The organism is Paenibacillus sp. FSL H8-0283 (genome assembly GCF_045040675.1).
GTDB classification, from domain to species: domain Bacteria; phylum Bacillota; class Bacilli; order Paenibacillales; family Paenibacillaceae; genus Paenibacillus; species Paenibacillus amylolyticus.
In genome coordinates this window covers 6,583,390-6,607,713 of record NZ_CP150295.1, presented here as the reverse complement: position 1 = coordinate 6,607,713, position 24,324 = coordinate 6,583,390, and the positions used below count along the sequence as shown (strand labels likewise).

Here is a 24,324-nt window from a genome sequence, read left to right as displayed (position 1 = left end):
GAAGTGCCATATAAGATGAACATTTAAGATCAAACGTTAACGGAGGGGACAGAACAAACGAAGGAAGCGAAGCGGTCGCCTTTATCAACGGATTTTCCCATTGCTAGATGGGATTCAAAAAAATCCGGGGATAACAGCGATCCGAAGTTGTGCTGTCACCGCAGTGACTCAGTTAATCGCACCCCATTCATCTTATATAATTGCCACTACATGCGTTTTTTGCGACCCACCATGATCCATGCCCCACCCATAATCAACACAATCGCCACGAACGGTTGAATAAAACTCAAGCTGCTCAGCATCGTGCCAATCGACATCACAGCGAAGAATAGCAACGATATCACCGTTAGAATGTTGATGGGAATCAGCAACCATTTGTTCCGACCACCGAACCAATACAATTCGAACAAACCAACAGCAACAGCCAGGATAAAGCCCGGCCACATCGTACCCCAGTTGTTAAACAGCATAGCGATCTGACAGACGATACCAACCGTGAGCAACAAGCCACCAGGAACCAGTAGTCCAACACCTCTGCCAATCATGGAGAAGTAGAGCCAGTGGAAGAACAGCCCGAGTGGGATCACGAATAACGTGGGCCAGAATGTAGCGAAGATTGTACCCGGACCGAGTGAACCTCCCTGGTTCAGAATCAGGTACACGCCCAGCAAAATGAGAACAGGCGCAAGGATCGTACGTTTAGCCATAATATCTCTCCTTCTTAATACAAGATCAATTTTCCGAACGGTTGTATGTAGAGCAATTACTTTCGTTATTCACAGCATACCATGAACTGGAAAACTCTATCCTCCGTCTTTGGAGTTAAAATGAACCTAGACCAAAGTCTAGGTTCGAAAGATACTCAGTCGTTTTTTCATGCAAACAATCTGTGCCAAACGGTGGTGAACAAGTTACACAGAAAAATGTGATTTAGGCTTGCATGTTGCAAGAGAGAATTATCATTGCTTTCGTAGCAGATGCTCCCAGTTTGTAGGGAATCCCAAAAGGGATATATCAACTATAGTGTAAGCTTCGATTAATGAGGATAGCTCAGTCACCCAACTATCCCAGATTGTTCTATCCTTTATCAGGTACTTCGCATTGTAGATAGCTCCAAAAAGAAAGGCTTTGTGTAAGCCTAATAATTCATCATTTCGTGTGTATCTTATGGTAACAGGGATTCTATAATTAAAAAGTCTGCTGTAGTGAGCACATCTATTCCTAAAAACAGTTAAGACGTGGAACCAGTTCTCAAGTTCCCTATAACTTATGTTTCGAGAAGGGTAGTATTCTCGATCAATAGATTTTTTGTCAGACGTTTTTAAATTTTTATAGAGTGAGGACATCATAGAAATTGTACTAACTTCAAAGGCCGCCCAGATAGGATATCTATCTTGGTAATTCTCTCTATGATGAGCAATAAGCACTTCTTTGTGCTGTTTTTGAATGCATTTTTGCAAATCCTCCATAAAGCGTTGGTGAAATTGAATTTTAGAAAAATTAGCGGCATTCGTATATCCAAGAGCACCATACTTGTGGGCGAGCTTGTATGAAATTTGTGATCTTAAGGCAATCTCGATGTACTCGACAATCTTCATAAAGTGATTTCTAAGGGCTGCATCAAACAAATAATGCTTATACACTTTGTTGAAAGTCGTTCCTTCAATGTAGTTGTCCGAGGTATCCTGTTTAAAAGTTAAGGCATATGCAGTAAACCTGTAATAGTGAATGCGTTTCAGGATTGTAATTGCTTCTACATCATTTTCAATTGTCATTTTTCGGTTTTTAAACTTTTCGAGCTGTTCTTCATATGTAGTATTCGCTTTCATTTCACGTAGCTGAACATCATCTGGCAAGGAAAATACCCCCATAACGCAAAAATGTCTCGCCCTGTTCCACATGCATAAGCAGAGGTGCGGGCGAGATCTGTTATTAAGAATATACGATTCGTTGATTGTTTATTCAACAGTTAAACTTAAATTGAGCAACTACTGAATGGTAAAGCTGAGTCATCCAAAACGAAGCTTGTTATTTCACCACATCCGAATGTTTCTTGCCCCAGCTGTTCACACCGTCATCCTCAATAATGGAGATGGCAGCGTCAGCGATGTCGGGGTTTGTCATCAGTTTCTCCTGAATACGGAACTTGATGTCATCCGCATCAGCCAGGCTGAGTCCTTTGGTAAGTTCAATCAGACCTTCGACATGATAATAACGGCCTTCCTGAATGATACGCATCATCTGAATGTCAGCAACGTGTGTGTCTGCGAGAATAGTCTGGGACACTTTGTCCTCAATATCCTGTGGAGCCGCAACACCGATCAATCCGATCATATTATCGTAACCGACACGGAAGGCTACAGCGATCATCAGACATCCAATAAGCGTTGTCACAATGCCATCGAGCAATGCAAAATTGGTTAATGCAATGACTACAACGGAGATCAAGGCGAGTGTCGCACCGAGTACTGCTACAACATCTTCGTAGAATACGAGACGGGTTGGTGGCGCAGCACGGCCTACATTTTTAATGGCAGCAGGGACCAAGGCAAATCCGGCGGCTTTGGGTGCGCGTGCTTCTTTTAGAATTTCCTTCATGGCTTTGATCAGGATGGCCCCGTCAATGACAATGTTCAGAACAAGCACTCCGATGTTAATCCAGAGACCGCCGGTATGACCAACAGGATGCTGCAAAAGATGGATGCCTTCATGGATCGTTTCATACGCCATAATGGTAACTACAATAACGGCGATCATGCAGAAAATGTTAATGACCCGTCCGAATCCGGTCGGGAAGCGGCGTGTAGGTTTTTTCTCGGACAACACACTTCCGACAAAGACAAACCCTTGGTTAATGGCATCAGCGAGTGAATGCATCGCCGAAGCGAACATGGCACCACTGCCACTGAATAGGAAGGCTCCCCCTTTGCACACAGCAAGAACAGCATTACCTGCCATCGCTACGGCGGAGGATGTGTTTCCTTTTTTGATGAGAGACATAAAGCTCTCAGACTTCGGTTGTTCAGCCACTTCGTATGTTCCTCCCAGATCAATGTATTAGGTGTAGAAAAGGCAGTCTTATCTATACAGCATGTGCATTTCCACTAAATGTTATTATAACCGCTTTGACATATCCCAGCATTATGCAAAAAAGGTCATATCATCATGCGCATTTCAGTACTCAATGGCTTCCAAGGCACGTAAATTGCGGTTGGATTGTTCCAATAGTTCCGTAAACGTCCCAGCGACATAATATACAAAATCCGGGTCATGCACGTACATAATAATCTGTCCAACCGTTCCTTGCTCTGTCGGATCAAAGTCGAACATCAGATACAGCGAACCACCTCCAAGCATGCCAAACGTGATCCATTTCTTTTGAAAAAGGTAGGGTTTGATTCGGGGATCAAGCTCACGGATCTCTTCTTCGGTAAAATAATCATCCATGCGGTTCTCCACCAGCGTGGACTGCTCCTTTTGAATTTTTTCCAGGGATAACAGGTAAAATGGCTCGGATTCCCGTCCTTCCTCAAGGCTTGGGTACAAGACGTGAAAGCCATAACCACTCCCATTTTTACGTTTATAAAACGCACGAAAATCAGCAGGTAATCGAATACCGTGTTCACGCTCGAATGCGTCGAGCTGCTCATCCGTTACGCCTTCAAACTCGCGATAAGCCTCCAAGAGCTCCCGGTTTTCCTCATCCTGTACCTTCTCCTCCAGCAACATATCCAGTTCATCCATCAATTCATATATACGTTGTTCTGGCATCCAATTCCCCTCCGTATGAGCTATTCAGATAATAGGGTGAGTGATATGCGAGCAAACTGTGCCTAATTTCACCTCATATTATAGTTATAATCCGAAAAAGCACACAAGAAACCGGAGTCCTTGCTTACATGCAACAATGGTCTCATTATTTAAAGGTGGTTGTTGCATATCAGCACACCTGTCTCCATCCCAATCGATTATGTACATCCATCATGGCAGTCACTCCTAACAACAAATAAAGCATGTGTTACAGGGGCAATCCCTGTAACACATGCTTTATTTTTTATCTACTATATAAGTGAAACTAACCTTTTACATAGTCCTCTTTATTCAAACTTCCAACAGGACAAGCTCAGGTTGCCATACTGATAGGCTTTAAACAGGAGCGATGCACGTTTGTTCTGATCTCCCGCACCCATGGCGAGTAACAGCGGTACAAAATGCTCCGGCGTAGGCACGGCGGCTTGAGCTGAAGGTGCCAGTTTATCATAGGAGAAGAGAGACTCCGTATCCCAGCTCACCAGCTTGTCATGCAGCCAGTTGTCGAACTCTGATGCCCACGGGTCAACGCCGTTACTTTCCCAGTTCAATCGACGTAGATTGTGGACGGTTCCTCCGCTACCAATGACAAGAATGTCTTGCTCACGCAAGGAAGCGAGCGCTTGTCCGACCTGATATTGCTGCTCACCTGTCAGATAGCGATTCACGGACAAGGCAATTACAGGAATATCCGCATCTGGGTAGAGCAGGCGTAGAACGACCCAAGCGCCGTGATCCAGTCCACGAACGTCATCGGTCTGTACCGGAATCCCGGCTTCTGTGAATAAACGTTCTACCTCGGCTGTGGTCTCTGCCTGTCCTTGAGCCGGGTACTTGATCTGATACAGCTCGGGCTGGAAACCGCCGAAATCATAAATGGTCTCATAGTTGGCTACCGAGGATACAAGCTGAGTTGTGGATTCCCAGTGAGCAGAGAACAATACGATTGCTTTGGGTTTCGGCAGTTCCTGTCCAAGTTTTTGCAAAAATTCGGTGTACACATTCTCCTCCAGTGCCAGTGATGGGGCACCGTGAGCAATAAAAAGAGATGGCATCATTATGAATTCAGTCCTTTCGGGTCTTCGGTAGTCAGATTTGCATCCGTCCGAAGCCAGTGTTGGAATTGTTGATATAGTTCGGGGGTCACCTGGTGTCCACCGTTGTAAGGTACATATGTGACGTGATTGGTGTGTTGACGGAAGAAATTGGCGTTATCTTCGCCCAGTTGCAGCGGGAATAGATGATCCTGATCTCCATGCGAGATGAACACAGACAGCTCCGAATCGGGGTGCAGCATGTACTCGTCTTTCACAAATTGCGGGATGTACCCACTCATCGCTACAATGCCTTTAATTGCATCTCCCATCACCAGCGATAGGGTCATTGCCATAATGGCGCCCTGGCTGAATCCGGCGATATAACGCCGCGTGGGATCAATAGCATATTTGGCGGACAGATCAACAATCAACTGTTGCAGTCCCAACACGGAGGCATCATACAATTCACGGATAGGGTTGCCAATGCTTTTGATCTGAAAATAAGCATAACCACTACCCTGAACGATAGGTCCACGGATGGCGACGATAATAAAATCAGACTGCATAGGCTCCATTAAACGAAGCATATCTTGCTCATCTGATCCCATGCCATGTAAGGCGAAAATGACAGGATAACGTTGATCTGGATTGTAATGAGATGGTAATCGGACTTCATGTATATAAGGAGAATTCATTAAAAACACCACCTGAAGAGGAATGAGTTAAATATATCGTTCTGACAATAAAGTTCACCAATATGAAATAAATATTCTTATTTATGAACAAAATTTATCATGGTTTCATTGTAGGGTCAATACTTTTTTTGTATGATGAATATATGTTGTTTATAAAAAATCTTGAATGGTTCTACACTAAATGCCGCTACGAATGGTTCATATCTTATTCCCGAGGACGTGATCAGGATGTTAAAGAGTATCGTGCCTATTTTGAGAATATTTGATGAAAATAAAGCTAGAGAGTTTTACCTTGAATACCTGGGTTTCCAATTGGATTGGGAACATCGATTTGAGCAAGAAATGCCCTTATATATGCAGGTTTCGCTCGATTCCATCGTGATTCATCTCTCCGAACATCATGGAGATTGTACACCTGGAGCTGCCTTGCGCGTGGAAACAGATAACTTGGATACATTTCATGGTGCACTTCGTCAGAAAGAGTACAAAAATGCGAGACCCGGTATAGAGGAGACCCCTTGGCAATCAAGAGAAATGACCGTGACAGATCCGTTTGGTAATCGGATTATATTTGTTGAGGCAAGCGCCGAATAGATAACCTGTAGTAGCTAAGCTTACGTCTGGTGTCTTATATAGATGAATAGAAGGGGAGGGACGCGATATGGATATTGGCTTGGCTATTCGTACGATCCGCAAGCAGAAACAGATTACGATCATGCAGATGTGCGAGGGAACGGGGTTGTCCAAAGGTTTTATCAGCAACGTGGAAAACAACAAAACGTCACCTTCCATTGCTACGCTTGAAAGTATTGCGGATTATCTGGAAGTGCCACTTCCTTATTTGCTACTGACACCAGAGCAACGGATGAACGTGGTACGCAAGAACGAGCGTAAGGAGACGACAGCAGGAAGCGGACAGATCAAAGTGCAGCAGCTTACAGCCAAAGGTGCGATGCGTATGTCCATTGTGGAGTTACCGCCAGGTGCTTCGACTGGGATTAGCAAACATGCTGGGGAGGAGAGCCATCTGGTGTTGCAGGGCAAGATTCGTGCGGAGCAAAGCGAAGATGTGGAAGTTCTTGAAGTGGGTGATTCGTTTACCTGGAATGCGATCGTGCCCCATGAAGTGACCAATATCGGTGAGGAGCCTGCGGTGGTGCTCATTGCGGTGTCCAGAGAATTGGGTCTGGATCATCTGTAAAATACAAAAAGGACGGCTCCCAAGTCATGAACATGAGAACCTGCATACATGTACAATGGGAAACGTCCTTTATATTTCTAACGAACTGAGCGAACCCTATTAGGTGAGTTTAAGCAGGTGCAGAGATGTAACGAACCTCATACGCTTTATTTCACTGCTGTATGTGTATTTTGGCTACAGTTCACAGACTTTTAGCGAAATAACGTTGCTGAGATTCGTTACGTTTCTCATTTCCTGCATATGACAACAATAAGGTGCGAGAGATTCCTTAGAAAGGTCAGAAGCACCTGTCTATTGTGGATTAGTTGTCCAGATGCCTGCTGTTTTAACGAAGACACGGTCGGACAGCTTGAGCGTTGCGAGTGCAAGTTCAGCTACATCTTCCGCTTGCATCATGCGATCTTCGTCGCCAATTTTCAGTCCGGCATTGGTCGCAAGCTCCGTATTAACGGTGCTTGGAGTCAGTGCCGTTACACGAATGTTGGACTTGCGCACTTCCTGCATCAGAGATTCGGTCATGCCAAGCAATGCAAACTTGGACGCGCAGTATGCCGAACCTGTAGCGAATCCGCGCTCACCTGCAGTGGAAGCAATATTGATAATGCTGCCGCTACTTTCCTTGATCATGCTCGGAAGGACAGCGCGTGTAACGTAATATGTACCCATAACGTTAACATGCAGGATGCGCTCCCACTCTTCCGGCTCCATCTCCATGAACGTTCCGAACTTTCCGATCCCCGCATTATTGATAAGGATATCCACCGCACCGAGTTCCATCTCGATGGCTGCTACAGCGGCTTCGGCCTGCGTGCGATCCGAGATATCTGCTACTGCACTGGTTACTTTCACACCGTATTCTTGACTCAGAGACTGTTGCAGAGCCTGAAGATCGGAAGCGGTACGTGCAATAAGGCCGAGGTGCACTCCTTCTTTGGCAAGAGCTTCAGCGATCGCACGGCCGATACCTTTTCCGGCACCTGTGATGATCGCTGTTTTATTTTTAAGTTCCATGTGGGTAATTCCTCCTTAGAAATGGACTAGCATTCAATTATACTATTATTACCCACAGTTCGGAAATTGGCTTCATCACTATCTGGTAATCTCGATGCTACCAGAAGAAGTACGGGCCTTGATCACTTCGCGGCTCACCATTGGCGATTCAGGTACATCGACACTTCCGGAAGTAGCCTTAGCATCATAGATTCCGTCAAAATCAGGTGCAGCTTGAATGAAAATATCTCCAGATGTTCCGGATGCATTGATTGGCGCAGCATGGGACTGTTCAATATGAATGCTACCCGAGGTGAATTTAACATCGGCCGCACCATTCAATTCAGTGATCTCAATATCTCCTGATTTAATCTCACTGTTGACTTGACCGACTATCTGATCAGCAGTGAAGCTTCCGGATGTCTGTTTCACGGTCATGTCTCCATCAATCATGGAAGCGTTAATGTCACCAGAAGTTAGAACCAATTCAATATTGGGCGCCTTAATATTTTCCAGACGTATGGAACCTGAGGTATTGTTCAGCTCAAGCTGATTGGCATTCAGACCTGTCAGATCCCAGTCACTTGAAGAGGAGTCCAGCTTAACCTCATTTAATTGGTGTCCTTCAGGCAGAGCAACCGTTATTGTGGAGTCTTGATCATTCCAGTACAAGGTGAAAAATTGCAATCGTTCACGTGCTGTCTGAGACAGTTGGAATGTGCCTTTGGATAAAGTGGCTTGTTCGAAGCTTTTGACTACGGTAGGGTCCCATTTACCATCCACTTCGATATAACCATTCGAATCGGGGCTTATGACAAATTCAATATCTGCACTGAAATTAGCATTCATGATAATGTTCTGCAATTCATCTGCTTTGAAATCCCATCGTTTAGAATAATGCTCCCGTTCATCCCCGAACTGAACGCCATAGATGGATGTCCCGAGCAAACCTATTCCGATACATATCACGGCAAGCGCAAGCCATTTTTTGGTACTCATGCGGAAACATCTCCTTTCATCATATTTTTATTCCATTGAATGTATTGAAGAGTAGTGTTTTTGAAGGCTCTAAAAACATACTTCGATGCGATGGCAAACAAAATGCCGACACCGAAAGCGCCAATCGCAACGAAAATCTCCGGTTTATCAAGTTGGCTCAGGAATAAGAAATCCACAACCGCTGCCACAGGAGCCAATACCAGCAAGGAAAGGCTGGCAATAACAAGCCATACCGACCACATCATGAGACCAAGAGGAATGCCAAGAATCAGATTCAGGAATAAAAGGCCGATGGCTGTGAAAAATTTGCGAGTGGCTCTGGTGTTGTTTCTAGGTGACCGCATTTCGCGATACGTCGGTGCATAGAACGCATCTGAACCCGGCGTATGCATGTCATAACGATCACCGAGTGCTTCCTTGGCGATTTCTTCCGGGTGTCCCAGTTCCCGAGCGATCTCTTCTTCCAGCCTGCCTTCTCGTAGTCCAAGCTCGAAATGTTGATCATAGTCGGCGAGCAACTCAGCCCGTTCGAATGGGTCCATCGGCCGTAGATGAATTTCCATGGCTTTCATAAATTGTTGTCTATTCATTAGGGGTTCCTTCCTCAATCAGATTTGCGACATTGCGCACAAATTCATTCCATTCTGTCGTCAGTGCCGTCATGTAGTCGCGACCTGTATCGGACAGTCGGTAATACTTGCGCGGCGGGCCTTCAGTTGATTCTTGAAGGTAGGTGGTGCAGTAACCGTCATTCACAAGCCGGCGAAGCAAGGGATACAGTGCACCTTCAGCAACTTCGATATGTTTGGAGACCGCCTGAGCCAGTTCGTAGCCATACCGATCCTGGCGGTTAATTAATACCAGGACGCACAGCTCCAATACTCCTTTTTTGAACTGGATGTTCACATTCACACAGGTTCCTCCTTCGTAGCATCATTTATAGCTAGTGTATATTGTTCAGTAGTGGTGAAGTCATCATAGCATCCAGTACTGTTTAATGCAAGGTAGTGACTTTAAAATAGTTCCGTATCACGATTGATCGATAATAAGTTTGTTTAAATGCGGATGCTTAGCCGAGGCTGTCTGTTTAGCTATATAATTCAGCATACGCAAAAACCGGATCGGTTGCTTCCGTCTGAAGGCGGATTCCGATCCGGTCTGTGAGATGAACTTTTGTTTCTTTGGTTACAGGTTAATCGCTAAATGTCGGTTATTCTTGTGCATCCAGAACTTTAAGGTCTTCCACAGCAGGGCCCTCAATGACATGGCCTGCATAATCGAAGCGGGAACCATGGCATGGGCAATCCCACGAACGCTCGCCCTCGTTCCATTCGACTTCGCAACCCAGATGGGTGCAGGTGGTATCCACCAGAAACAGCTTGCCACTGGCGTCCTTGTAGGCGCCAGCACGTTTGCCGTTATGACGAACGACGGCTCCTTCGTCTTCGCCAATATCAGTAACGTTTTTGTGCACAATGCCTACTTTACCGGAGATTAATTCCTTGGCTACATTCACATTTTCCACAATAAAATGTTTCATGCCAGGATCAGCTTTGAATCTTGCCGGATCGAATATGGCAGCATGAGGGTTGTCACGTCCAGTGATGCGATCCGCAAGAAGGTGTCCTGCCATCGTACCAGTCGTCATTCCCCATTTGGCAAACCCGGTCGCCACATAGACACGTTCATGTCTTCCGGTAATCGGTCCAATGTAAGGCACCTTGTCGATAGAGATCAGATCCTGGGCTGACCAGCGAAAAGGGATGTTGCGGATGCCAAATGTCTCCGCTGCAAACTGCTCGAGTCGTTCATAATGTCCGAAGGTGCAGATGCCTTGTCCGGTTTTGTGATTTTCGCCGCCAAAGAGGATAAGTTCCTTACCGTCATGTAAGACGGTACGCAAGGAGCGGTATGGTGTATCGTCCGAGATGTACATGCCGCCCGCATAGGGTTTCTCCGGTTCCACTAATACAGCGTAGGATCGTTCGGCGTGTAATCGTGTGAAATAAAATCCGGGATCATAGACGGGAAAATGAGAAGCCACAACAATATGTTCCGCTGTTACAGATGGGCCATCTCCATAAGTTCTGACATGTAGTGAAGCGTCTTCCTCTACATCCGTAACTGTCGTATGCTCGTAGATCTGTACCCCTTGTTTCACAGCGGAATCGAGCAAGTAGTGCAGGTAGGCCAGCGGATCAAAGCGTGCCTGACCCGGCATGCGGATACCCGCTCTGGCAGGAACTGGAATAGGGAGTGGATCTACCCACTCACCAGGGATATTGAGTTTGCCATAGGCGGTCAGCTCGATCTCCAGTTTTTTGATGTTTTCCTCGGACTGAATATAGACGTAGGCATCTTCCTCTGCCCACTGGCAATCAATCCGTTTTTCCTTCACCAGATTGCGCATCCAATTAGCGGCATCGGCATTGCCTTCATAGTACATCCGAGCCTGTTCTTGTCCGAAGTGATGCATAATTTCATCAAATATGACGCCGTGCTGTGCAGATACCTTGGCCGTGGTATGACCGGTCGTGCCATCCAATACTTTTCCAGCTTCCAGCACGACTACACGCATACCCGTCTGCGCGAGCAGATAGGCTGTAGTGATCCCGGCAATACCGGCACCAATAATCGCTACATCAGCGGTGATATCTTCGGTCAGTTTTGGATAGGCATCGAATTGATGCGTAGCACGCCACAGCGATTCGGGGACCGGGGGCAGACCCGTCTTGGGCTGCTGATTGTCGCTCATTTTTTTTCCTCCTTGATTATCTTCAATCTATCGCATGGGATGTTGTTCAGCGCACATCGTTGTACTCTTATTCATGATTGCCAGACTATGCCAGGAAAAAACGGTGTTGTTCAGATTTTGCAGAGGGGATGTTCACAATTTCCTGCACAGTACCTCTGTTTTTTTTGTTAAACATGCTATATGATAGGATTACCGAAATCGTTTTAGGTTTTGAAAAGGAGATCAAGTTTTACACCTGTAAACGTTGATTATAAAAGGATTAATCTATCCATCGGAAGAAAGATTTCATCCGAATTAATCCCCGTTTTTTCTTGATATATGTATTCGCTATCATTTTAATTTACTACCGATAACCAAAGGAGATTCTATATGACGACCAACCAAACGAAATATCCGTTTCAAGATACAGCACTAGAGTTAGACATGCGTGTGAAGGACCTTGTATCCCGCTTGACGGAAGATGAAAAAATTGAATCCATGTTGCAATATCAACCGGCAGTAGACCGTTTGGGTGTACCTGCATACAAACATGGTACAGAAGCGGCCCACGGCTTGGCCTGGCTTGGAGAAGCAACATCTTTCCCACAACCGGTGGGGCTTGCATGCACATGGGATGCGGATCTGATGAAGGAGATTGGCTCCGTACTAGGAGACGAGGCGCGTGTATTTTATAAACGAAATCCGGCAGTGAACGGTCTTACGCTGTGGGCACCTACAGTGGATATGGAACGTGACCCGCGCTGGGGACGGAATGAAGAGGCGTATGGTGAAGACCCGGAACTGACAGCCGAGCTGACGACAGCATTGGTCAAAGGAATCCAGGGCGACCATCCAAAGTATTACAAAGCGGTCGCTACCTTGAAGCATTTCCTCGCCAATAATAACGAAGTGGATCGCGGAAGTGGTTCGTCCAGCATTGATCCACGTAACATGCGTGAATATTATCTGAAGGCGTTTGAGAAGCCATTTAAGGAAGGCGGCGCACAGTCCATGATGACGGCGTACAACTCCATTAATGGTACGCCAGCGTTGTTGCATCCTTTTGTGAACGAGATTGTCAAAGGCGAATGGGGCATGGATGGTTTCATTGTCAGTGATGCAGGCGACGTAATGGGCATCAAGAATGATCATAAATACTATGATTCCCACACACCAGGTACCGTAGAATCCGTGAAGGCCGGAATTGATAGCATCACCGATGATGCTGAGCTGTCCAAACAGGCACTGCGTGAAGGATTGGAACAAGGTACACTCACGATGGATGACATCGATAAGGCGTTGTTCAATACGTTCCGTGTGCGTTTCCGTCTAGGCGAGTTCGATCCGGAAGAAGACAACCCGTACGCTGCTATTGGTGAAGAGTCCATGATGACGGAGAAAGCAAAAGAACTGTCGCTCAGAGCCGCAAGAGAACAAGTGGTATTGCTCAAAAACGACAAAGGCACGCTCCCGCTGGACAAAACAAAAGCTGGTAAAGTGGCTGTGATTGGTCAATTGGGCGGAACCGTCTATCGTGACTGGTATGCAGGCACCATGCCGTATAACGTATCCCCACTTGAGGCGATCCGTGGCAAAGTAGGCAGCGACAAAGTATCGTTCAAGGATGGTAATGACCGTATTACGTTAACTTCCGTAGCCAATGGGAAGAAAATTGGACTGGCAGAAGGTGAGAAATCACCTGTGATTGCTTCGGGAGAAGCGGAGACGTTTATGGTTTCCGACTGGGGCTTCGGAAGTTATACCTTGCAGGCGGAAAGCAACGGCAAATATCTGACCACAGATGAAGAGACCGTAACGGCTTCCGCTGATGAAGTGTACGGCTGGTTCGTGAAGGAAGTATTCCACCTGTTGCCACAACAGGACGGCAGTGTAGGTCTGACCACTTGGAATGGCAAAACGGTGACTGCACCTAATGGTGGAAACGATGCATTAGTAGTGTCCGAAGAACTGAAAACCTTTGGTGCCACAGAGACGTTCAAGCAGGATGTGATTGTGAACGGACTTGAAGAAGCGGTAGCAGCGGCTAAGGCTGCGGAAACGGCGATTGTCTTTGTTGGTAATAATCCGCTTGTAAATGGTAAAGAAGAGATTGACCGTCCAAGTCTGGATCTCGCCGAATCCCAGCAACGTCTGGTTGAGGCGGTCTATGCCGCGAACCCGAACACGGTAGTTGTCATCGTGGGTAGTTATCCGTTCACATCCAACTGGGTTCAGGAGAACATCCCGGCGGTATTGTATACTTCACACGCAGGACAGGAACTGGGTAACGCAGTAGCAGACGTACTCTATGGCGACTATGCGCCAGCAGGCCGTTTGAACATGACATGGGTACAATCAGCAGATCAACTGACCGACATCAAGGATTACGATATCATTCAATCCGGTCGTACGTATCAATATTTTGAAGGTAATGTATTGTATCCGTTTGGACATGGTCTGACGTATGCAACGTTTAAATACAGCAATTTGGAACTTAGCCCAGCTCAAGTGGGTACAGAGGGCAGCGTTACGGTAACTGTAGATGTAACCAATACGGGTTCAATTGCCAGTGACGAGGTTGTTCAGTTGTACGTTCGTGCAGGCAAATCCCGGGTGAAACGTCCACTCAAAACGTTAAAAGGATTCCGTCGTCTTCATATCGAAGCGGGAGCTACAGCGAAGGTCAGCTTTACTTTGCCTGTTCAGGAACTGGCAATCTGGGATGTAACTCGTGATCGGTATGTCGTGGAAGGTGGAACTTACTCTATTATGGTTGCCAAGTCATCCTCCGATGTTCAGCTGGTTGCAGACCTGACGGTAGAAGGAGAGACGATCCCTGCCCGTAATCTGGGTGTGGCTACTCGTGCCGAGAATTATGATGCATACTTGGGTGTTGATCTGGATGAGAGCAAAGAGGGCGGAAGTGCTGTCCGTGTAGTTGGTGAGCAAGGATGGATTGCCTTTAAGGATGCCGATCTGGGTAGTGGGGCAGCAGCAATTGAAGCTCGTGTATCCGCGGAACAAGCAGGCGCTGTGTTGGAAGTTCGACTCGGTTCACCAGACGGTACGCTCGCAGGACGTGTGGAACTGGCACAAGGTGAAGCCCAGCAGTGGTCTACCGTGAAGGCGGAACTCACAGGTGCATCAGGTGCGCAGGATGTATACATTGTGTTGTCTGCGGGTGTGCGCATCAGTCACTTTGAGATTCGTTAAGTCAAATAGCTCATGAAAAAGCCTCCGAATGCATTCGGAGGCTTTTGTTGGTCTATACGCTGGTTGGATCGGGATGCTTCTTCCTGTCCAACTCTTTTATCCTGAGCGGTAACACTAGAATTATACAAAATGCTTTGCCATCGCACGTATTTTTATTTACCGTCAAACGTAATCATTTTTTGCACAAATTGCTTCAATTGTTTGTTGGTTTCATTCAGTTGCTCAATTGTGCTCATGAAATTGTTTACGAGTTCAGCCTGCTCTTGGGAGCTTGCAGTGATCTCACCAAGTTCATTCTCCATGCCTTGAATGGATTGCCGAACCGAGAGAAGAGAATCTTCAATACGGGCCGTTGCTTCTTTGGTATCGACAGACAGTTTGCGAATTTCTTTGGCAACAACGCCAAAACCTGCACCAGCTTCCCCTACACGGGCAGCTTCTATAGCTGCATTCAAGCCAAGCAGATTGGTTTGCTCGGAGATTTCACGAATGAAACTGGCGACCTGAGTGACATTGCCTGATTTCTGTACGGCTTGTTTGGAATTGTTCCGGATCTCTTCGGTTGTGGCACTGAGTTCCTCGGAGTGTGCAGCTACATGCTGTACACTGTCAATTAACTGGTTAGTCAGATTTTCGGTAGCATCCATGAGCTGTTGCAACTGGTCTTGGTCATCCATACTGTAGAGCAGATTAAACAGGGCGATGACTTCACCTTTTTCATTTTTAATGGGGATAAAAGCCACATCAAAAGGAACACCGAATAAATCTTTAGGGTAGTGATCGAATCGTTTGACTGTACCGCCGTTGAGATCAGCAAAATTTCGATTTCCATCCAATAGAGGGTCGCCGGGTTGATAATTCAGTTGTTTTAACGATTCCCCTGCTGAGAAATATAGGAATTTCTCATGATCAATCACGGAGAGGGTTACATCCTGACGAATCGTATCTCGAAAGAAAGGCATACATGTAATTAATGCTTGAACAATATCCATATAAAAGATGATTCCTCCCTGGTTACCTTATGTAAACGGTTAAATTTTAAATGCTAACTTAATAACTACCTATATTATATATCGTCATGCAATAGAGAAGAAAATAGAGAGAATGGATAAAACCTATTTCTTAAAGAAGACCGCTATACGCCAAAAAGACACGAGTCCGCTGGGGACCCGTGCCTTGTTAGTTGGTGAGGGGAATAAAACCAATGTTACAGCATACTGAGCTACATTGTAACGATGGTTCGAGTGGCAAGTGTTGCACTGACATCAATCAAACGCTGATTCCGGCTGCCGCGGAAGGGAAGGGAAACATCACGCTCCGCTTCAACGTATCGACCGTCAATAATCACATCGCACAACCGGGCAAGCTCCGCTCTTGCAGGGTCGGTAATCAGTTCTTCATATTCGAATCCCGTGTAGGCCCATACCGTCAGATCAGGACGTGCAGCGCGGAGCTGCTGGACCCAAGACGTACATTCTGCTGCCGAGAAAAAGGGATCACCACCACACAACGTAACGCCATCCAGCAATGGATGGGTCGTCACTTCATGCAGAATCTGCTGCTGCTGCCGCTCTGTAAAGGGCTCACCCGCTCGAAAGCTCCATGAATCCGGACTGAAGCAGCCCGGACAGGCGTGACGACATCCGCTGATGAACAACACGGCACGCAGGCCGGTCCCTTCATTTACCGATTCCGGGATGTAACCATATAGATTCACCGGTGTTTCACCCGATCCCGCACTTCGGCCTGCTTTGCAGCATTGAAGCGTACTTTGTAATCTCCGGTCAGATAGCCAGTTACGCGGCGTAACCGCTGGAAGTGTACATGGTTCTCGTGGGCTTCACAGTTTGGGCATACATCCCCAATGACGCCTTCATAACCACATGCAGGGCAGCGATCAATTGGATGATTAATGGAGAAATAACCGATATCCTGCGCCAGTGCATACTGTACAATTCGCAGGAAAGCTGCGGTGTTGGCCCGAACGTTTCCGTCAAGCTCCACATAGGAGATCGCACCCGCGTTACATAAAGTGTGGAATGGAGCCTCCAGTTCAATCTTCCGATATGCTGGAAGCGTGTGGTAGACCGGGATATGGAATGAATTCGTATAATACTCCCGATCATTCACTCCGGGAATAATGCCATAACGCTCTCTGTCGATCTTCGTGAATTTGCCGGACAGCCCTTCAGCAGGTGTGGCAAACAGTGTGATATTCAAATTATGCTGCTCGCTCATCCGGTCACAGAACTCTCTCATGGTCCGAATAATGTTGAGCGCTTCGCGATGTACATGAGGGTCCTGCCCATGATGGCGCCCATAGAGAGCTGTCATACATTCCGCGAGACCGATAAAACCAAGAGATAATGTTCCATGCTTTAACAGCTCGGCAACCGGCTCGTTCGGGCCAAGCTGTTCTCCACCTTCCCATACACCCTCCCGCATCATGAAGTCCGATGCCTTGGCAGGCTGCAATGTCTGAATTCGGTAGCGGTGCAACAGGCCGGAAGCGGCATTATGCATAACTGACTCCAAAGCAGTATAGAATCCGGCTCGGTCAGCGACAGCTCTTGCACCTTGGCAGATGCCAAACCGGATGCCGAGCTTCACGAGGTTAATGGTGTTGAAGGACAGATTACCTTTACCACTTTGACGATTGCGACCAAACCGGTCAGCCAGTGTACGTGTGCGGCATCCCATGGTTGCGATGATCGTATCCGGATCTTCCGGATGATAGAAAGGCAGATTGAAAGAGGCATCCACATTGACAAAGTTAGGATACATCCGCCGGGATGAACAGCTGACTGCGAGCCGGAACAGATCATAGTTCGGCTCTCCTTGAGCCTGATTGATCCCCTGTTTACATTGGAAAATATGTTGAGGGAACACGGGAGTCTCCCCGTTGCCCAGGCCACGAATGGTTGCTTCCAGCAACGAGCGTGATACCAACCGTCCTTCCGCAGAAGTACATAATCCATAGTTCAGTGAAGTAAATGGAATCTGACCACCCGCCCGGCTACTCATCGTATTCAGGTTATGAATCAGTGATTCAGCAGCTTGTCCTGTCTCCAATTCAGTCTCTTCATAGGCGAAGGCATATGCCCGCGGACATTGATTCTTCGCTTCGATGCTATCCAGATGAAGCTGTTCATCCCCGATCAGAACATTTTCACCAAAGAGCCGTTGCCCTTTGCGGTAGTGTTTGCGGAATGATCGCTGTACATAAGGGGCCAGATCCCAGTCAATTTTATTGGCCGATACACCGCCATATTGACTGTTCTGCTGGGATTGGAAGATGATCGCAACCAGAGCCATGGCAGACATGATCGTCTGAGGTGTGCGAACCGATCCGTTACCTGTGTTGAAACCCGCAGCAAGGAGACGGTCAAACGGGATAAAGATACAGTTGGTCGTTCCAAGTGCATACTGATCCAGATCGTGTACATACAGATCCCCATTCTCCACAGCTTGGGCAAGCTCTTCCGGCAACACATGACGCAGAGCATGCCACTTGGCGGTCTCCGAACCGAGCCTGCTCATCTTACCACTGAAGGAATCCCCGTTCAGATTCGCATTTTCCCTCAGCGTATCGGCGTCTTCTGCGCCAATAATTCGTCTTCCCAGGTCGGATAATAGATCGGATGCCAGTGGGGTGGCATACTCAAGCATGTTCATGTAAGGTTCCTCCTAAAATGATTTTGGTTATCATTCAATTCACGTTAAATACTATATGTAGATTCGTCTTATCCATTTATAAACTATATGTGGTTTTTTGGGTGTGATAATGATCACACAGCTTACTGAACAAAGTGGACTTTCCTTTAATTGCTGCGGATAAAGGTTCCCAAAGTCTGAGCGGAAGCGTATAATTTCTAGTTATTCTGCAAGTATAATATCCGAAGTCGGACAAGATGGACTTTAATCGAGCTGAAAAGGCGAGTTGCAATGAATTCGCGGTCGTTAAACCATCCGTTTAAGACCTGCTTTTGTTCACAAATGGGCAATAGGCAGGGAGTATGATTCTCTTATACTTCTACGGTGTTAATCATATAAGTATAGATTGTGACAGCTATTCGGATTTTTGATGACCCCTGTACGTGATTAAACATTCTGAAATACAGATTTGAAAGTGCAGCTTAGATAAGAGGGGTGAATCATGGGGACGGCAGAAGGCATTACAAGAGGCTTCTATGAAGATATAAAGGAAGCTGCGGCCCATATCGTAGACGTATTAAGTGGTATATTGAAGGTCAATACCATCTTTGTTGCCACGAATGACGGGGTGACCAATGTCATTTTGGAGGCCTTTAATCGTACGGAAGAGTTAGTTGTTAAAGGCAGTGCACTTCCATTTACGGATTCATATTGCAGCCTGGTATTAAGAGACAACGGTAGCGTTCTTACGATCCCGGATACATGTGAACATCCGATGACACGATCCATGGGCGTTACGAGCGGACTTGGCAATCGCTTCTTCGTGGGCGTGCCTATTATGAGAAGATCGGGCGAAACATTTGGCACCATCTGTCTGATGGATGATCCTGGTTATGTGATCAGCGAAACCGATATGAAGACACTGAAGGCGATGGCTGTATTCCTGGGTTATGTTGTTGATCTGGAAAGCACGTTGCATGTTCAGGAGCAGAAATTGAGTGATTCGGAACAAATGCAAGAACAGCTCCAGGCAGAGAAAGAACGTGCCGAATCTGAGGCTATGACCAAAACACAGATGTTGAAGCTAATGAGTCACGAGATTCGCAATCCTTTGAACGGTATTTTGGGACTGACAGATCTGATGCGCACACCGGATATGCCTGAGGAGCAGTCCGAATATGTGAACATGATTGAGACAAGCGGCAATATTCTGCTTTCCTTGCTGAATAATATGATGAATTTCAACATTAATGAAGCAGGTAAAACGGTTATACATGATGATCCGTTTGATCTGGTAGGCACCATTGAGAATACCGTGTATCTCTATGCCGGGATTGCGACGGGCAAGAACATTGAGCTGGGATTAAATCTTGAACTGAATGTATCTCAAGTGTTCGTTGGTGATGAAGTCAAGATTGGACAGTTGCTTGCACACGTCATTCAGTATGCTCTCGATTCAACGCGTGAAGGTTCCGTTCTGATCACAGCAGTGGTGAACGGAGAAGAATTGGAGGAGACCGGTACACTTCAGCTCAAGGTGAAGTACACGGGTCAGATGTTATCGGACAAGAAGACACCAACCTGTAACAGCCAAGATGAAAATTTGAATATCCAAAAACTGATTGGAAGCAATCTGGGTTTAGCTGTAAGCCAGAATCTTGCCATTCTCATGCATGGCCGTATTCAGGTGAGTAGTGTGAAGGAAAATGAGACGGAATTCAACATCTCCCTTCCATTGCGCAGATACTGGGAGTTACCTCAACTCGCAAGTGTTCAGCAACGGTTAAAAGAGAAAAAGGTGTTGCTTGCTAAGGACCCTGACATTTTGCAAGGTGTCTCTTCCCTGATGCGCAGGTGGGAGATGGATGTACACATGACCTCGGGTGTGACATTAGCGCATGATTGGATCAAGGAAGGATTCATGCCGGATGTAGCCGTTGTGGATATGGGATTAATGGAAGGCGGCGCGGTTGATTTTGTACATGAACTGAAACAGCGACTGGAGAATCTGCCCGTCATTGTTCTTGTTCCTTATGGTATGCACATTGAATTGCATGAAGCAGAAGCCTTTGATGCTGTTCTGACCAAGCCGGTCAGACAGGCTGATCTGTTGAATGCATTGAGCATTACTTTGCCTTAGATCATGATCATAGATCTTTATTCGGCGCACCTTATAGGTGCGCTTTTTTTCATTTTCCATTTTCTGAGCCAAAGCCCTTTTATTCCGAGCTGGTTACGTTACAATAGAAAGTGAACTTCATCTTTATAACCAACAGAGGAGGATATGCAATCAATGGATTATCGCAGATTAGGTGGAAGCGGACTGAAAGTAAGCGAGATCAGCCTGGGAAGCTGGCTGACGTACGGAGGGTATGTGGAACGTGAGAATGCGGTGAAATCAATTGAAACTGCATTTGATGAAGGCATTAACTTTTTTGATACTGCCAATGTATATGAACGGGGTGCAGCAGAAGAACTGCTGGGGCAGACGCTCAAAGCGTATTCCCGTGACTCTTATGTACTTGCAACCAAAGTATTTGGCAAAATGGGTGATGGTCCGAATGACCAGGGGTTGTCTCGCAAACATATCAAGGAGCAATGTGAAGCCAGCTTGAAGCGCCTGGGCGTTGAATATGTGGATATCTATTACTGCCATCGTTATCATACCGAAACACCAATTGAAGAAACACTCCGCGCGCTCGATGATCTGGTACGCCAAGGCAAAGTGTTATATGTAGGCGTCAGCCAGTGGACAGCGGCTCAGATGGAAGCTGCGTTGGGTACAGCAGATCGTCTGCTCCTGGATCGTATCGTGGTCAATCAGCCGGTGTACAACATGTTTGACCGTTATATCGAAAATGAGATTATCCCGCTCGGCGAGCGTAAAGGCATCGGACAAGTTGTATACTCCCCGCTTGCTCAAGGTCTATTGACCGGGAAATATACGTCCGTTTCCGATATCCCAGAGAATAGCCGTGCTGCCAAGCTAGGATGGGACGAAGGAAAGATCAATGCGGATCGTATCGGGAAAGTTCGTCAACTGATTGAAGTGGCGGACAAGCTGGATCTGAAGGTTGGGCAACTGGCCCTTGCCTGGATTCTTCGCCAGAACAATGTATCCAGTGCACTTGTAGGGGCGAGTCGTCCCGAGCAGGTAAAAGAGAACGCGGCTGCATCTGGCGTGAAGCTGGATGCTGCCATTGTGGAGGAGATTGAGAGTATCCTTGCTTGACCTCCTGTTAGCACACAAGCTGAGATGATATCTAATGATCTATAAAGAAAGGGATGTCCTGTGCGCCTGAATAGGCGAACGAGACATCCCTTTTTTGGAGAACATTGAAAGGCTAGTTTATTGAAAGGTTAGATCGGAATTTAAAGTGTAAGAGGCAAGGAACGAAAAGTTAAGGCACACACACGGTTACGCCCTGTATTCTTGGCTTCATATAAAGCGCGATCGGCCTGTTCGAAGAAATCATCATCGTCATGATCATCACAATGATCGGGATATACGGCTACACCAATGGAGATGGTTAGACGTGTCGTGTGCCCGTCGGGAAGAGCAAAATGGTATTTCTCTACAGCCTGTCGTATAGATTCGGCGGTAGCCACGGCCTGACGGTGTCCACAGTCGAGCAAGAGAATGGCGAATTCTTCCCCACCGTTTCGTGATACGATATCAGCAGAACGTGCATGCTCAACAAGCAGTTGTCCAAGTTGCTTCAGGACCGCATCGCCAGCGGAATGACCATAGGTGTCGTTTACCTTTTTGAATCGGTCAATATCAATGGCAAGCAAGGAAAGCTTCTGTTGGTAATCCCGCGCACGCTGGAGTTCCAGTTGAAGTGATTTTTCGAACTGTCGTCGATTGCTCAGGTTGGTAAGATGATCGGTAGAAGCTCTTTTTTCCAATAGAAATAACATTTCATTGGATTTATTAATGAATTCTGCAATGAAATAGATAAATATTCCACCAGCAAAAGAAATGGTCATTTGTAACGGATATATCTTCATTAATGAATTCATGCTGTCCGTGTTCAACATAAGGATGATAAAGATTAATGTCATGCCAAGCAGATTCATTGTAATTATTTTAGTCAGTCTGGACCAAGGTGCATAGGCGAAGTATACACCGGACAGTCCGATCAGAGTCATGACAAAACCTGCATCTATGGCAGAGGATGATAAGCCGAACATCAGAATACGAATGATCGAGATCATGAGTCCCGTAACGACCGAAGCCAATCCTCCCATATATACCGCTGCGGTAACGATGGCCAGATGCCGTAGATCTACAATCGTAGTTTCGTTCAGAGGGAATGAATAGTTCATGAGTACTGTGCCATATATACCGAATAATAAGCCGCCGATCAACTGAACACGTAACGAGGGAAAAGGCAATCGGATACTATAGAACTTTGCGATGATCCCGGACACATACATAAACGTAATCATGACACAGATATTAATGAAAAAAGTGCTAAACAACCGACATTCCCCCTTTTTACGCACATCCCTATATTTTATCTGAAAATTTGCGCTGTAGCGAACCATATTATCCCAAATTTATGAGGGGATTGCTGGTAAAGGTGGTTTATTTGCATATACAGGATGTTAGAGTGATATTGACTTCAATATGCAATGAGATTTATACTTAATCTAAATCAAAATATATTCCTTCTTTTTGGGAAGACCATCATAAGTAGAAGATCAGTGTCTGATTTCATATAAAATGGATCAATAATAAAGGAGAAATGGTTGTGAGAACTTTAAATCTGACGATACAACGGCAAGCGGTATATGATGTGGTGCGCCATTCAGAGGATCATCCGACAGCTGCTGATGTCATGAATCGACTCGTGGAACAAGGATATAATCTGGCCTATGGTACGGTGTATAATTCTCTTCGTTATCTGACGGACAAAGAATTGATACGGGAACTTAAACTCGGAGAGACAGCAAGCCGATACGATGCCCGTATGGATGATCATCAGCACATTATGTGTGAAGTGTGCGGCAAAGTGGACGAGGTGATGACGGAAGTTCCTCCACAATGGATGAAACAGGTAGCTGAAGAAACCGGATATGCAATCGATCATGCTCATGTGGTCTTTGGAGGTGTCTGCGGGGAATGCAGAAACAAACGGATCAAGTGAAAATAAAATTGCCTGGCCGCCGTTTACCCCTAAGGGTTAAACCAGCCTTGTCTGACTCAACACCCCTTGTGGACAATTGTCCTGTTACACGGCGTGTTATTCTGATCAGCCCGATGCCGGGGCAGGTTCATGAACTGGTAAAGGCCTTAACGGATAGCTGCTTTGATGTACTGGTTTTCCATCGCTGGGAACCGGATCTGCATGAGCGCCTTGTCTTTGATCTGTTGATCTATGATCTGTCTGTTGCTGGAACTATCGATGCATTTGCCGGCATTAGCAGCCGATTGAATCGTGAGGCTGAGCATACAACCCCTTGTTTGTATCTGGTTGGTGAGAAGATGATTGGCAGTGCAAGTGGACCGATGCTTCAGGAGGAATTGCTGGTGTGGCCTGCACGCCCGCAGGAAGCACTTTACCGAGTGCAGCGCATGATTGGCAACAGCCCTGCTCTGCCCAACCGTGGTTTTTTGCCTGAGGAAGGGCACCGTATCGGATTCAAAGATCTGTGGCTCGATCGTGAACGGATGAGTGTACAGCGCGATAATAACCGGATTCATCTAACCAAGACCGAATATGATCTGTTACTCAAGCTGATTGATGCCAAAGGTGCAGTCATTTCCCGTGAGGAAATGCTCAGCGATATCTGGGAGACGGACTTTACGGGTGGAAGTAATGTGGTCGATGTTCATATCAAAAGCTTGCGCAAAAAATTGGGCGATAATGCGTCTTCGCCGCAATATATTGTAACAGTAAGAGGAGTGGGCTACCGCCTGGCGGATTAGTCCGCTTTTTTTTGCCCAAATTTTATCTTTCACTTCATGCTTTTTCGGGTACTACC

22 protein-coding genes are annotated in these 24,324 nt (G+C 46.4%); 7 read left to right on the top strand and 15 right to left on the bottom strand.

The genetic code is table 11. The annotated features are described in order from the left end of the window. Window positions 1-206 precede the first annotated feature (206 nt). The 6 genes from MHI52_RS29010 to MHI52_RS28985 form a co-directional block, all read right to left on the bottom strand. A complete protein-coding gene (locus MHI52_RS29010) occupies window positions 207-707 on the bottom strand; it encodes a hypothetical protein (protein ID WP_017691802.1) in 501 nt (166 codons plus the stop codon). 252 nt (window positions 708-959) lie between these two features. Continuing rightward, window positions 960-1,856, bottom strand: a complete 897-nt coding sequence (locus tag MHI52_RS29005) for an Abi family protein (RefSeq protein ID WP_405158085.1) — start codon at window positions 1,854-1,856, stop codon at window positions 960-962. 172 nt (window positions 1,857-2,028) lie between these two features. Then, window positions 2,029-3,030, bottom strand: coding sequence for a cation diffusion facilitator family transporter (locus tag MHI52_RS29000; protein ID WP_405158084.1), 1,002 nt, complete (start codon window positions 3,028-3,030; stop codon window positions 2,029-2,031). A 144-nt stretch (window positions 3,031-3,174) separates the two neighbouring features. Further along, window positions 3,175-3,771, bottom strand: a complete 597-nt coding sequence (locus MHI52_RS28995; RefSeq protein WP_315371114.1) for an SMI1/KNR4 family protein — start codon at window positions 3,769-3,771, stop codon at window positions 3,175-3,177. Window positions 3,772-4,097: 326 nt separating this feature from the next. Continuing rightward, window positions 4,098-4,868 (bottom strand): DODA-type extradiol aromatic ring-opening family dioxygenase, encoded by a 771-nt coding sequence (locus MHI52_RS28990; protein WP_405158083.1) that lies wholly within the window; start codon window positions 4,866-4,868, stop codon window positions 4,098-4,100. Continuing rightward, window positions 4,868-5,542, bottom strand: a complete 675-nt coding sequence (locus tag MHI52_RS28985; protein WP_076253695.1) for an alpha/beta hydrolase — start codon at window positions 5,540-5,542, stop codon at window positions 4,868-4,870. Before MHI52_RS28985 ends, MHI52_RS28990 begins: the two co-directional genes overlap by 1 nt. Window positions 5,543-5,770: 228 nt before the next feature. Between MHI52_RS28985 and MHI52_RS28980 the strand changes: the two genes are divergently transcribed. Further along, on the top strand, window positions 5,771-6,136 hold the full coding sequence (locus MHI52_RS28980; RefSeq protein ID WP_047840788.1) for a glyoxalase superfamily protein: 366 nt from the start codon (window positions 5,771-5,773) through the stop codon (window positions 6,134-6,136). A gap of 67 nt (window positions 6,137-6,203) precedes the next feature. Beyond that, window positions 6,204-6,743, top strand: coding sequence for an XRE family transcriptional regulator (locus MHI52_RS28975; protein WP_315370641.1), 540 nt, complete (start codon window positions 6,204-6,206; stop codon window positions 6,741-6,743). Window positions 6,744-7,034: 291 nt separating this feature from the next. Here the strand turns inward: MHI52_RS28975 and MHI52_RS28970 are convergent, their stop codons facing one another. The 5 genes from MHI52_RS28970 to MHI52_RS28950 form a co-directional block, all read right to left on the bottom strand. Continuing rightward, on the bottom strand, window positions 7,035-7,754 hold the full coding sequence (locus MHI52_RS28970; protein WP_036612827.1) for a 3-ketoacyl-ACP reductase: 720 nt from the start codon (window positions 7,752-7,754) through the stop codon (window positions 7,035-7,037). Between the two features lie 78 nt (window positions 7,755-7,832). Then, on the bottom strand, window positions 7,833-8,732 hold the full coding sequence (locus MHI52_RS28965) for a DUF4097 family beta strand repeat-containing protein (RefSeq protein WP_036667854.1): 900 nt from the start codon (window positions 8,730-8,732) through the stop codon (window positions 7,833-7,835). Beyond that, window positions 8,729-9,322, bottom strand: coding sequence for an HAAS signaling domain-containing protein (locus MHI52_RS28960; RefSeq protein WP_405158082.1), 594 nt, complete (start codon window positions 9,320-9,322; stop codon window positions 8,729-8,731). Before MHI52_RS28960 ends, MHI52_RS28965 begins: the two co-directional genes overlap by 4 nt. After that, on the bottom strand, window positions 9,315-9,644 hold the full coding sequence (locus MHI52_RS28955; protein ID WP_091036026.1) for a PadR family transcriptional regulator: 330 nt from the start codon (window positions 9,642-9,644) through the stop codon (window positions 9,315-9,317). The genes MHI52_RS28960 and MHI52_RS28955 overlap by 8 nt, the downstream gene beginning before the upstream one ends. A 298-nt stretch (window positions 9,645-9,942) precedes the next feature. After that, complete coding sequence (locus tag MHI52_RS28950) at window positions 9,943-11,487, bottom strand: FAD-dependent oxidoreductase (protein ID WP_405158081.1); 1,545 nt, start codon at window positions 11,485-11,487, stop codon at window positions 9,943-9,945. Window positions 11,488-11,856: 369 nt separating this feature from the next. Between MHI52_RS28950 and MHI52_RS28945 the strand changes: the two genes are divergently transcribed. Next, a complete protein-coding gene (locus MHI52_RS28945; protein WP_405158080.1) occupies window positions 11,857-14,679 on the top strand; it encodes a glycoside hydrolase family 3 C-terminal domain-containing protein in 2,823 nt (940 codons plus the stop codon). Between the two features lie 152 nt (window positions 14,680-14,831). Here MHI52_RS28945 and MHI52_RS28940 read toward each other — a convergent pair whose 3' ends face one another. The 3 genes from MHI52_RS28940 to MHI52_RS28930 form a co-directional block, all read right to left on the bottom strand. Beyond that, the gene (locus MHI52_RS28940; protein WP_036612816.1) at window positions 14,832-15,671 is read right to left on the bottom strand and encodes a methyl-accepting chemotaxis protein; all 840 of its coding nucleotides are present in this window, start codon (window positions 15,669-15,671) and stop codon (window positions 14,832-14,834) included. 230 nt (window positions 15,672-15,901) lie between these two features. Further along, the gene (gene nrdG, locus MHI52_RS28935) at window positions 15,902-16,396 is read right to left on the bottom strand and encodes an anaerobic ribonucleoside-triphosphate reductase activating protein (RefSeq protein WP_405158079.1); all 495 of its coding nucleotides are present in this window, start codon (window positions 16,394-16,396) and stop codon (window positions 15,902-15,904) included. After that, window positions 16,393-18,354 (bottom strand): anaerobic ribonucleoside triphosphate reductase, encoded by a 1,962-nt coding sequence (locus tag MHI52_RS28930; RefSeq protein WP_405158078.1) that lies wholly within the window; start codon window positions 18,352-18,354, stop codon window positions 16,393-16,395. The genes nrdG and MHI52_RS28930 overlap by 4 nt, the downstream gene beginning before the upstream one ends. A gap of 481 nt (window positions 18,355-18,835) precedes the next feature. Here MHI52_RS28930 and MHI52_RS28925 point away from each other — a divergent pair, with 481 nt between their 5' ends. Next, complete coding sequence (locus MHI52_RS28925; RefSeq protein WP_405158077.1) at window positions 18,836-20,473, top strand: histidine kinase dimerization/phospho-acceptor domain-containing protein; 1,638 nt, start codon at window positions 18,836-18,838, stop codon at window positions 20,471-20,473. Window positions 20,474-20,626: 153 nt separating this feature from the next. After that, complete coding sequence (locus tag MHI52_RS28920) at window positions 20,627-21,565, top strand: aldo/keto reductase family protein (RefSeq protein ID WP_047840782.1); 939 nt, start codon at window positions 20,627-20,629, stop codon at window positions 21,563-21,565. Window positions 21,566-21,705: 140 nt separating this feature from the next. Here MHI52_RS28920 and MHI52_RS28915 read toward each other — a convergent pair whose 3' ends face one another. Further along, the gene (locus MHI52_RS28915; protein WP_076319286.1) at window positions 21,706-22,818 is read right to left on the bottom strand and encodes a diguanylate cyclase; all 1,113 of its coding nucleotides are present in this window, start codon (window positions 22,816-22,818) and stop codon (window positions 21,706-21,708) included. Between the two features lie 272 nt (window positions 22,819-23,090). Here MHI52_RS28915 and MHI52_RS28910 point away from each other — a divergent pair, with 272 nt between their 5' ends. Together MHI52_RS28910 and MHI52_RS28905 are read left to right on the top strand one after the other, a co-directional pair. Further along, window positions 23,091-23,486 (top strand): Fur family transcriptional regulator, encoded by a 396-nt coding sequence (locus MHI52_RS28910; protein ID WP_036612807.1) that lies wholly within the window; start codon window positions 23,091-23,093, stop codon window positions 23,484-23,486. Beyond that, window positions 23,462-24,268, top strand: a complete 807-nt coding sequence (locus MHI52_RS28905; protein WP_036612804.1) for a winged-helix domain-containing protein — start codon at window positions 23,462-23,464, stop codon at window positions 24,266-24,268. The genes MHI52_RS28910 and MHI52_RS28905 overlap by 25 nt, the downstream gene beginning before the upstream one ends. Window positions 24,269-24,324 lie beyond the last annotated feature (56 nt).

What these genes read in the sequence shown, in the direction of transcription:
- MHI52_RS29010 (WP_017691802.1), bottom strand. Translation starts at nt 707, where the DNA reads ATGGCTAAACGTACGATCCTTGCGCCTGTTCTCATTTTGCTGGGCGTG.
- MHI52_RS28995 (WP_315371114.1), bottom strand. Translation starts at nt 3,771, where the DNA reads ATGCCAGAACAACGTATATATGAATTGATGGATGAACTGGATATGTTG.
- MHI52_RS28990 (WP_405158083.1), bottom strand. Translation starts at nt 4,868, where the DNA reads ATGATGCCATCTCTTTTTATTGCTCACGGTGCCCCATCACTGGCACTG.
- MHI52_RS28985 (WP_076253695.1), bottom strand. Translation starts at nt 5,542, where the DNA reads ATGAATTCTCCTTATATACATGAAGTCCGATTACCATCTCATTACAAT.
- MHI52_RS28980 (WP_047840788.1), top strand. Translation starts at nt 5,771, where the DNA reads ATGTTAAAGAGTATCGTGCCTATTTTGAGAATATTTGATGAAAATAAA.
- MHI52_RS28975 (WP_315370641.1), top strand. Translation starts at nt 6,204, where the DNA reads ATGGATATTGGCTTGGCTATTCGTACGATCCGCAAGCAGAAACAGATT.
- MHI52_RS28970 (WP_036612827.1), bottom strand. Translation starts at nt 7,754, where the DNA reads ATGGAACTTAAAAATAAAACAGCGATCATCACAGGTGCCGGAAAAGGT.
- MHI52_RS28965 (WP_036667854.1), bottom strand. Translation starts at nt 8,732, where the DNA reads ATGAGTACCAAAAAATGGCTTGCGCTTGCCGTGATATGTATCGGAATA.
- MHI52_RS28960 (WP_405158082.1), bottom strand. Translation starts at nt 9,322, where the DNA reads ATGAATAGACAACAATTTATGAAAGCCATGGAAATTCATCTACGGCCG.
- MHI52_RS28950 (WP_405158081.1), bottom strand. Translation starts at nt 11,487, where the DNA reads ATGAGCGACAATCAGCAGCCCAAGACGGGTCTGCCCCCGGTCCCCGAA.
- MHI52_RS28945 (WP_405158080.1), top strand. Translation starts at nt 11,857, where the DNA reads ATGACGACCAACCAAACGAAATATCCGTTTCAAGATACAGCACTAGAG.
- MHI52_RS28940 (WP_036612816.1), bottom strand. Translation starts at nt 15,671, where the DNA reads ATGGATATTGTTCAAGCATTAATTACATGTATGCCTTTCTTTCGAGAT.
- MHI52_RS28930 (WP_405158078.1), bottom strand. Translation starts at nt 18,354, where the DNA reads ATGAACATGCTTGAGTATGCCACCCCACTGGCATCCGATCTATTATCC.
- MHI52_RS28925 (WP_405158077.1), top strand. Translation starts at nt 18,836, where the DNA reads ATGGGGACGGCAGAAGGCATTACAAGAGGCTTCTATGAAGATATAAAG.
- MHI52_RS28920 (WP_047840782.1), top strand. Translation starts at nt 20,627, where the DNA reads ATGGATTATCGCAGATTAGGTGGAAGCGGACTGAAAGTAAGCGAGATC.
- MHI52_RS28905 (WP_036612804.1), top strand. Translation starts at nt 23,462, where the DNA reads ATGCAGAAACAAACGGATCAAGTGAAAATAAAATTGCCTGGCCGCCGT.